This is a genomic window from Nonomuraea sp. NPDC051298 (genome assembly GCF_055586305.1).
In genome coordinates this window covers 580546-588427 of record NZ_JBVJIM010000004.1, presented here as the reverse complement: position 1 = coordinate 588427, position 7882 = coordinate 580546, and the positions used below count along the sequence as shown (strand labels likewise).

Sequence of the window (7882 nt, the reverse complement as noted above, 5' to 3'; positions counted from 1 at the left end):
CGGTGGCGGAGACACGCACGGGGACACGCACGGGGACACGTACGAAGGCGGGCGCGGCGACAGGCCCCGGTCTCGTTTCCGTGGCGTGGCGGCCGGTGGCGGCGGTGGGCGGCTCGTTGACCGCGCTGCTGCTCACGCTCAGCGGCCGGTACGGCTACGACGCCGACGAGCTGTACTTCCGCGTCGCCGGGCAGCACCTGGACTGGGGATACGTCGACCAGCCGCCGCTCGTGCCACTGCTCGCGCGGTTGCAGATCGCGTTGTTCGGCGACACCGTGATCGCCATCAGGGTGATACCGGCGCTGCTGGCCGGGCTCACCGTGCTGCTGGCCGCGCTGGTCGCCAGGGAACTCGGCGGCGCCCGCCGGGCCCAGGTGCTCGCCGCCGTCGCCACCGCGGTCTCGATGTTCCCCACGGCGGTGGGCCACATGTTGCACACCGCGACCGTCGACATCCCCGTGTGGGTGGCGATGAGCTGGCTGGTGATCAGGATCCTGCGTACCGGGGAGCCGCGCCTGTGGCTGGTCGCCGGCCTGGTCGGCGGCGTCGGCCTGCTCGCCAAGAACCTGGTCGTGCTGCTCGCGATCGGCCTGGTGGGCGGGATACTGCTGGCCGGGCCGCGGCGGGTGCTGCGCGGTCCGCACCTGTGGGCCGGGATCGGCTGCGCCGCCCTGGTGGCCGCGCCGGCCCTGGCCTGGCAGGCGGTCCATGGGTGGCCGCAACTGGAGATGGCCCAGCAGATCGGGGCGATCGGGAGCACCGCCACCCGGGTGATGTTCCTGCCGCTCCAGGTCGTCCTGATCGGGCCGTTGGTCACTCCGCTGTGGGTCGCGGGGCTGCTCGCGCTGTTCCGGTGGCCGCGGTGGCGGCGCTATCGCGCGCTCGGCGTCGGCTTCCTGATCGTGGCCGCGCTCGTGGTGCTCAGCGCGGGCAAGGTGCACTACGCGATGGGCTGCCTGGTCACGCTGGTCGCCGCCGGATGCGTGCCGGCGGCGCGATGGACGTCGGGGGTCCTGCGCCGCGTGGCGCTGGTGGCCGCGCTGGCCGGCAACGGCGTCTACACGGCGGTGGCCGGCCTGCCGGTCATCCCGGAGTCGTGGCTGGCGCGGTATCCGGTGCTCGGCATCGCTCAGATCACCACGAAACAGATCGGCTGGCCCGAACTGGCCGCTCAGGTCGGCGCCGTGTACCGCTCGCTCCCGCCCGGCGAGCGGGAACGCGCGGTGCTGTTCGGTGGCACGTACGCCGAGGCCGGCGCCCTCGCCCGGTACGGGCCGGAGAACGCCCTGCCGCCGGTCTACAGCGGGCACAACTCGATGCACGCCTTCGCGCGGCCCGCTGACGACAGGACGGTGGTCATCGCCGTCAACGTCCAGCCCGACTTCACGGAGTTGTTCGACAGGTGTGAGGAACGTGGCCGATTCGGGCTCCAGAACGAGCCCGTGCTCGTCTGCCACGACCCCAAGGAGCGGTGGAGTCGCCTGTGGCCACAGCTCCGGCATATCAGCGCATGACGAAAGGAGACTCCCCGTGTCACCCTCCGTGTCAGCCCCCGTGTCACTCCCCGTGCCCGACGAGCGGATGGAGCTGGCCCGCCGATGGATCAGCGAGTACACCCCCAACCCCCACCCGGACCTCGGGCGGGACGGCGTGGTGTGCCCCTTCATGGTGCGGGCACTGCGTCACGACTACGTGACCCTGCGGTCGTACGACGCCACCAGGGGCGACGACGCCCTCGTGGACCTGGCCAGGACCCTGCGCGCGGACATGGTACGGCGCGGCGCGGCACTCGGGCCGAACCGGACGTACCTGGTGTCGATGGTCGTGCCGTACGGGCTGCAGGAACCGGAGCTGAAGGCGATGGTCGACCGGGTCCACGCCACGCTGCGGCCCGAGTTCGTCCAGGCCGGGTTCATGGCCGGCGACTTCTGGCCCGACCACGAGCTGCCCGGGCTGCACAACGACGACTTCCGGCCGTTCGCCAGCCCCGTCCCGCTCCTCGGGATGCGCCCGATCGTCCCCGCCGACGTCCTGTTCTTCGCCAAACACGAACCGACCCCGCAGCGGCTGCTCACCTATCTCGGCTATTACCGGGGACTATTCGACGGGCGGCTCAACGAGCACTGGACGGCACAGTTGGAGCGGGCGGAAGCGGCGGCCAGGCAGTCGCTGGCGGACGCGTGAAGGAGAAGGTGGAATTGGACTCCGGGCATTACGACCACGCCGTCAAGATGCGCATGCTGATCCTCGGGCGCCTCGCGTCCTCGGCGGTGTCCGCCGCGGCTGCGTTGCGCATCCCGGATCTGCTGAGCGAGCGGTCGCTGACTGCGGCGGAGCTGTCGCTGCGGACCGGCACACCGCCGCACCCGCTCCGCAGGCTGCTGACCGCGCTGGTCGCGTTCGAGGTGCTCGACGAGCAGCCGGACGGGGCCTTCGCGCTCACGCCCTTCGGCACGACCCTGCGCAGCGACGTGCCGGGGTCGGCGTGGGCGTCGGCGAGGCTCGCCGGCGGCGAGGTCGGCCGGTCGTGGGACGGGCTGCTGGAGACCCTCCACACGGGCCGGCCCGCCTTCGACGAGATCTTCGGCCTGGACTTCTTCACCTACCTGGGCCGGGATCCCGAGCTGCGATCGGTCTTCTACGCCTCGCAGGCGTCCGACATCGAGGTCACGCTGGAGCAGCTCAAAACCCTCGGCTTCGCCGACCATCCCACGATCGTGGACGTGGGCGGCGGCGACGGCGCCCTGCTGGCCCACCTCCTGATCGCGGCGCCGGCCTCGCGAGGCGTGCTGTTCGACCGGCCGGCCGTCGTGGAGAAGGCGCGGGTGCGGGTCGAGGCGGCGGGGGTCGGCGACAGGTGCGCGGTCGTGGCGGGCGACTTCTTCGCGGAGGTGCCCGAGGGCGGCGACCTGTACGTGCTGCGCGACATCCTCCACGACTGGACCGACAAGCTGTGCCTCGACCTGCTGGCCGTCTGCCGCCGGGCGATGCCGGCGCGCGCCACGCTCGCGATCATCGAGCGGACGGCCGACGAACGGGCGCCGCGCGGCCCGCACGCGCGGATGGTGAGCTTGATGGACCTGTACATGATGTCCGTCGTCGACGGTCGCGAGCGAACGGCGGAGGAGTTCGGCCGGCTGCTCTCCGAGGCCGGTTTCGAGGTGCGCGCCCGCCACCGGCTGAGCAGCGGAGCCATGGTGATCGAGGCGGGCAAGTCGGGCGCGACGTGACCGAGGGGCCGCGCATCATGGCTCGTCGTCATGGCTCGTCGTCCGGGATCAGCCCGGCGCGGTAGGCGGCCAGCGCGGCCTGGACGCGGTTGTCGAGCCGGAGCCGCGTCAGGATGCGGTTGACGCGGCTGCGGACGCTCGACTCCGTCAGCCCGAGGCTGTCGGCGATCTCCGTGTTGGTGTGGCCCTTGGCCAGCAGGACCAGGACGTCCAGCTCTCGTTCCGTGAGCCGGCCGACCAGGTCGTCCCGCCCCGCCGCCGAGTGCTGTGCGGTCGGCAGGCGGGTGAAGACGTTGATGAGGCGGCGGGTCGTGGACGGCGACAGGACGGACTCGCCCTCGGCGACGATCCTGATCGCGTCCGCCAGTTGGTCGGGCTGGCTGTTCTTGAGCAGGAAACCGGCGGCGCCGGCGTGCAGGGCGGCGTGGACGTACTCGTCGAGGTCGAACGTGGTGAGCATGAGGATCTTCGGGTGGGGGTCCGCGTGGGGCCAGTCTCTGACGATGGCCCTGGTGGCGTCGACCCCCGTCATCCCGGGCATGCGCACGTCCATGACCACGACGTCCGGCCTGAACTCGAAGGCGGCGGCGACCGCCTGGGCGCCGTCGGCGGCCTCGGACACCACCTGGAGGTCCGCGCGGCGTTCGATCACCATCCGCAGTGCCGCGCGGACGACCGACTGGTCGTCGGCGAGGACGATGCGCAGCGGCGGCCTCGTCACCCGGCCTCCGGACCGAGCGGGAGCGTGGCGAGCAGCCGCCAGCCGCCGTCGTCGGCAGGGCCGGCCCGCAGGGTGCCGTCGAGCAGTTTGACGCGTTCGCGTAACCCGGTCAGGCCCATTCCCGCGCCGCCGATGCGGTGCCGGACGGCGCGGGACGGGCCGTTGGTGAGACTGATGCGCAGCTCGGGGCCCTGTCGCCGGACGCGGAGGGTGACGTCGGCCGGGGCCGCGTGCTTGATGACGTTCGTCAGCCCTTCCTGCACGATGCGGTAGGCGGTGAGGTGGAGCGAGCGCGACAGCAGGTCGAGGTCGTCGTCCATGCTCACGTCGAGCGTGCACCCGGCGCCCCGCGCGGCCTCCGTGAGCTGCCGCAGGTCACCGAGGGACGCCTCCGGCGACGGCTCCCCGGCCTCGTCGCTGGCGGCGAGCAGGCCGAGCAGGCGCCGCATGTCGGCCAACGCGGTGTCGGCCGTGGCGGCGATCGTGGTCAGCCCCTTCCGCACCGGATTGTCGTCCGCCGCCACCTCGGCGTTGGCGTGCGCCACCACCGCGATGGCGCTGAGGTGATGGGCGACCACGTCGTGCAGGTCGCGGGCGATGTGGGCGCGCTCGGCGACGACCGCCCTGCGGGCGCTCAGCTCCCGCTCGGCCCGGAGCCGGCCGGTCAGCTCGCGCAGCCGCTGGACGTCGATGCCGATCCGGCGCCGGCCGTGCCCGAGCAGCCAGATGCAGATGGGGAAGGCGAGCAGGACCACCAGCGTGCCCACGGCGGCCGACAGCCCGTCCGGCCACGACGAGGCGACGACGTCGACGACGATCAGGGCGCACACTCCGATCAGCCCGGCCACCGCACGCGCCGTCGGGGCGTGGCGGGCGAGCGAGTACAGCGCCACGGCCAGGAACAGCGGGGCGATCTGCACGTCCGTGTACGGGCGGACCAGCACCGACCAGGCCACGCACGCGACGGCCACCGCGACGAACACGAGTTGGGGGTGGGTCCGGCGCCAGAGCAGCGGGACGGTCGGGGCGACCAGGACCAGGACCGTCAACGGCGTGGCGGAGAGCCGCGGCTCGTGGTTCGCCGTCCAGACGAGCAGATGGCACGCGGTCGCGCCGACCGTGAGGAGGACGTCGTTGGCCCGGCGGGGGTATCGCATAGCGTCCTTTGCGAAGGTCCCATGGATGGCGTACGTCGAGGATAACCCCCGCCCACGACGCGGGCGCTCCTCCGCGAGAATGACGCGCGACGCAACACCCGTTGCCTGACAATTCCTTCTCCGTGTCGAAGAGAACGCGGTAAAGGGCTGGCTACGGTGCTAAGCGTGAGCCTGAACGAGATCGGGAAAGACTGGACCGAGCTAGGCAGGAGCGACCCGCTGTGGGCGGTTCTCACCGAACCGGGAAAACGCCACGGTAAATGGTCGGACGAAGAATTCATGGCCACCGGGATCAGCCAGGTGGACGGTGACCTGGCCTGGCTGGGACGACACGGAATCTCTGTCCCCGGCGGCCGGGCGCTCGACTTCGGCTGCGGCGCCGGGCGGTTGACGAGCGCGCTGGCCAGGCATTTCTCGGAGGTGGTCGGCGTGGACATCTCCGAGCCCATGCTCGAGCAGGCGCGCCGGCTCGACCGCGGCGGCGGCCGGGTGCGCTTCGTGCACAGAACGGCGCCCGACCTCGCCTGCTTCGACGACGAGAGTTTCGACCTGGTTTACACGGACCGGGTCCTGCAACATCTTCCGCCCGACCTGGCCCGTGACTATCTTCGCGAACTCCTCCGGGTCGCCAGGCCCGGCGGGGCGGTGGTCGTGGGCATTCCCGACCGGGCGAAAAATCCGCTGGTGGGGCTGGCCGCGCGGGTGATTCCCCAATCACTTCTGCGCCTCATTCAGCGAATGGTGCTCCGCTATCCCGCTCCCATGCGGATGCACCCGATTCCGCGGCACGAGGTCGAGACCATCGCGGCCGCCGGCGGAGGCTTGCTGCGCGGCACCAAGGAGTACGGCAGGGACCCCGTCTGGCGGCACGTCCGGCACGTCATCCTGATGGGCGACCCGGTACGGACGCCGGCACCGCCCGCGACCTCCCCCTCTCCCTTCCCTGCGGCTTGACGCCCGACGGGGCGCCGCGCAAGGGCGGTCAGGCCGTTTCCGCGCTGAGGGCCTGGGCCACGGGCCGCCGGGCCGCCAGGCGCGCGGGCAGGGCGGTGAGCGCCACCGTTGCCAGGAGGGTCGCGAGGGCGGCCCCGAGCAGCCAGGGGAAGGGGGCCTCCACCGCGTTCCTGGCGGCGAAGAACGAGAGCAGGCCGGTGCCGAGAGGGATGCCGAGGACGGCGCCGGGCAGGCTGGGCAGGAGTTGGGCGGTGGACAGCCCCGCGGTGATCTGCCCCGGGGTGGCGCCGAGCGTGCGCGCGATGGCCATGTCCGCCCTGGCCTCCATGGCGGTGGTCCAGGTGAACGTGAGGGTGTTCACGACGGCGAGCGCGATCAGCAGGACGGTGACGGCGAACATCATCTGGCGGTCGTGCTCGACCCGCAGGTTGGGCAGATCGAAGGAGCCGTTCAGGCCGTAGCCCCTGACCGGCTGGGCGTAGAGGGTCAGCAGGGCGACGATCGCGATCACCGTGGTGGCGGTGGAGCACGCCTGCAGCACGGCGCGGCCCGGACGGCGGCCGGTCAGCCGCAGCCCGAGCAGCAGCGGGGTGGGCAGCAGCGCGGACAGCGCGGTGAGCCAGGGGCGGTGGCGGGGCTGGTGCGCGGTGGCGGACAGCGCCGTGACGGTCGCCGTACGCATGGCCCGCAGCGTGGGACGCAGCGTCGACAGGACCGCCACCGCCACCGCGAGCACGGTCGTCGTGATGACGGTGGCGCCATCGGGCCCGGCCACGTCGCCGATCCGGCTGGCGGTGGGGCTGGCGATGGCGGGCGCGGTCAGGCGGGCGATCACCAGCCCCAGCGCGTCGCCGGCCAGCGCCAGCGCCAGATACTCGGTGAGCAGGACGGTGGCGATCAGGCCCGGCGCGGCGCCGACGGCCTTGAGCAGCCCCGCCCGGCGCGTCTGTTCGACCGCGCGTCCCGCGGCCAGCGCCGCCACCCCGGTGATGGCCAGGAAGCTGAGCAGCCAGCTACCGACGACCAGGATCGGCTGGCTGTTCCTGAGGATGGCCATGTCCTGCTGGGCCGTGAACTGCCAGGAGTGGAAGCTCACCCTGGTGGACGAGAGGCGGTGGGCGTCGATGATGGTCTCGGTGGCGGCGGGGTCGCGCAGCCTGAGGTCCATGGCCAGGATCACCGGGAGGTCTTGGGACGACGCCAGTCGCCTGGCATCCGATCGGGTCATCCAGGCCAGGCCGCTGTAGTCGACGGGGCCGCCGCCGGGGCCCGTCTGCGCCGCCCCGGGGTAGACGGAGGTGGCCGCGGTGACGGCGATCCCGACGACGGGGTACGAGCGGCCGGCGACGGTGACGCGGTCGCCGACGCCGACGCCCAGCGCGGTGGCGAAGCCGCGTTCGAGGACCGTGCCGCCGGGGCGTACCCACTGACCCGAGGTCACCAGCGGGCGGTTGACCGCGCCGGGCTTCTCGGCGAAGCCGTGCACAACCACGGGGGACGTGGTGGACTCGCGCGTGGTGAGGTTGGCATAGACGATGCGGTAGGGGCCGTGGTGGGCGACCACCTCGGGGTCGTCCGCCAGCGAGGCCAGGGCCGAGGTCACGGCCGGGCCCGTGTTGTCGGAGAGTGCCACCAGGTCCGGCCCGGCGGTGGCCGCGCGGGTCTGCTCGTACAGCGCGTCGCTCGCGCCGCGCAGTGACAGGCCCAGGGCCATCGTGGCGGTGGCCACGGTGACCGCGAGCAGCAGCATCGCGGCCTGGGCCCGGTGCCGGCGCACGTCGGCCAGCACCAGGCGCACGACGAGCACGATGGAGCCCATG

Annotated in this window: 7 protein-coding genes; 4 read left to right on the top strand and 3 right to left on the bottom strand. The window is 72.5% G+C overall.

Translation table 11 applies throughout. From position 1 onward, the window contains the following. Nucleotides 1-2 precede the first annotated feature (2 nt). From ACZ6S0_RS16305 to ACZ6S0_RS16295, 3 genes are read left to right on the top strand one after another with little or no spacing between them, the layout of a single operon-like run. Nucleotides 3-1514 carry an ArnT family glycosyltransferase gene (locus ACZ6S0_RS16305; RefSeq protein ID WP_465917618.1) on the top strand — a complete coding sequence of 504 codons (1512 nt, stop codon included), beginning with the start codon at nt 3-5 and terminating at the stop codon, nt 1512-1514. A gap of 16 nt (nt 1515-1530) precedes the next feature. Then, the gene (locus tag ACZ6S0_RS16300) at nt 1531-2184 is read left to right on the top strand and encodes a DUF6875 domain-containing protein (RefSeq protein ID WP_465917614.1); all 654 of its coding nucleotides are present in this window, start codon (nt 1531-1533) and stop codon (nt 2182-2184) included. A gap of 14 nt (nt 2185-2198) precedes the next feature. Then, complete coding sequence (locus ACZ6S0_RS16295; RefSeq protein ID WP_465917610.1) at nt 2199-3230, top strand: methyltransferase; 1032 nt, start codon at nt 2199-2201, stop codon at nt 3228-3230. A 28-nt stretch (nt 3231-3258) separates the two neighbouring features. On the opposite strand, the gene ACZ6S0_RS16290 is transcribed toward ACZ6S0_RS16295, so the two are convergent. Beyond that, entirely contained in the window at nt 3259-3951 is a 693-nt protein-coding gene (locus ACZ6S0_RS16290) for a response regulator transcription factor (RefSeq protein ID WP_465917606.1), read from the bottom strand. Continuing rightward, nucleotides 3948-5108, bottom strand: a complete 1161-nt coding sequence (locus tag ACZ6S0_RS16285) for a sensor histidine kinase (RefSeq protein WP_465917602.1) — start codon at nt 5106-5108, stop codon at nt 3948-3950. The genes ACZ6S0_RS16290 and ACZ6S0_RS16285 overlap by 4 nt, the downstream gene beginning before the upstream one ends. A gap of 165 nt (nt 5109-5273) precedes the next feature. Between ACZ6S0_RS16285 and ACZ6S0_RS16280 the strand changes: the two genes are divergently transcribed. After that, a complete protein-coding gene (locus ACZ6S0_RS16280; protein ID WP_465917597.1) occupies nt 5274-6062 on the top strand; it encodes a class I SAM-dependent methyltransferase in 789 nt (262 codons plus the stop codon). 28 nt (nt 6063-6090) lie between these two features. Here the strand turns inward: ACZ6S0_RS16280 and ACZ6S0_RS16275 are convergent, their stop codons facing one another. Then, on the bottom strand, nt 6091-7881 hold the full coding sequence (locus tag ACZ6S0_RS16275; protein WP_465917593.1) for an ABC transporter permease: 1791 nt from the start codon (nt 7879-7881) through the stop codon (nt 6091-6093). Nucleotide 7882: the final 1 nt, after the last annotated feature.

Coding starts and splice junctions, on each gene's coding strand:
- ACZ6S0_RS16285 (WP_465917602.1), bottom strand. CDS start 5,108: ATGCGATACCCCCGCCGGGCCAACGACGTCCTCCTCACGGTCGGCGCG.
- ACZ6S0_RS16275 (WP_465917593.1), bottom strand. CDS start 7,881: ATGGGCTCCATCGTGCTCGTCGTGCGCCTGGTGCTGGCCGACGTGCGC.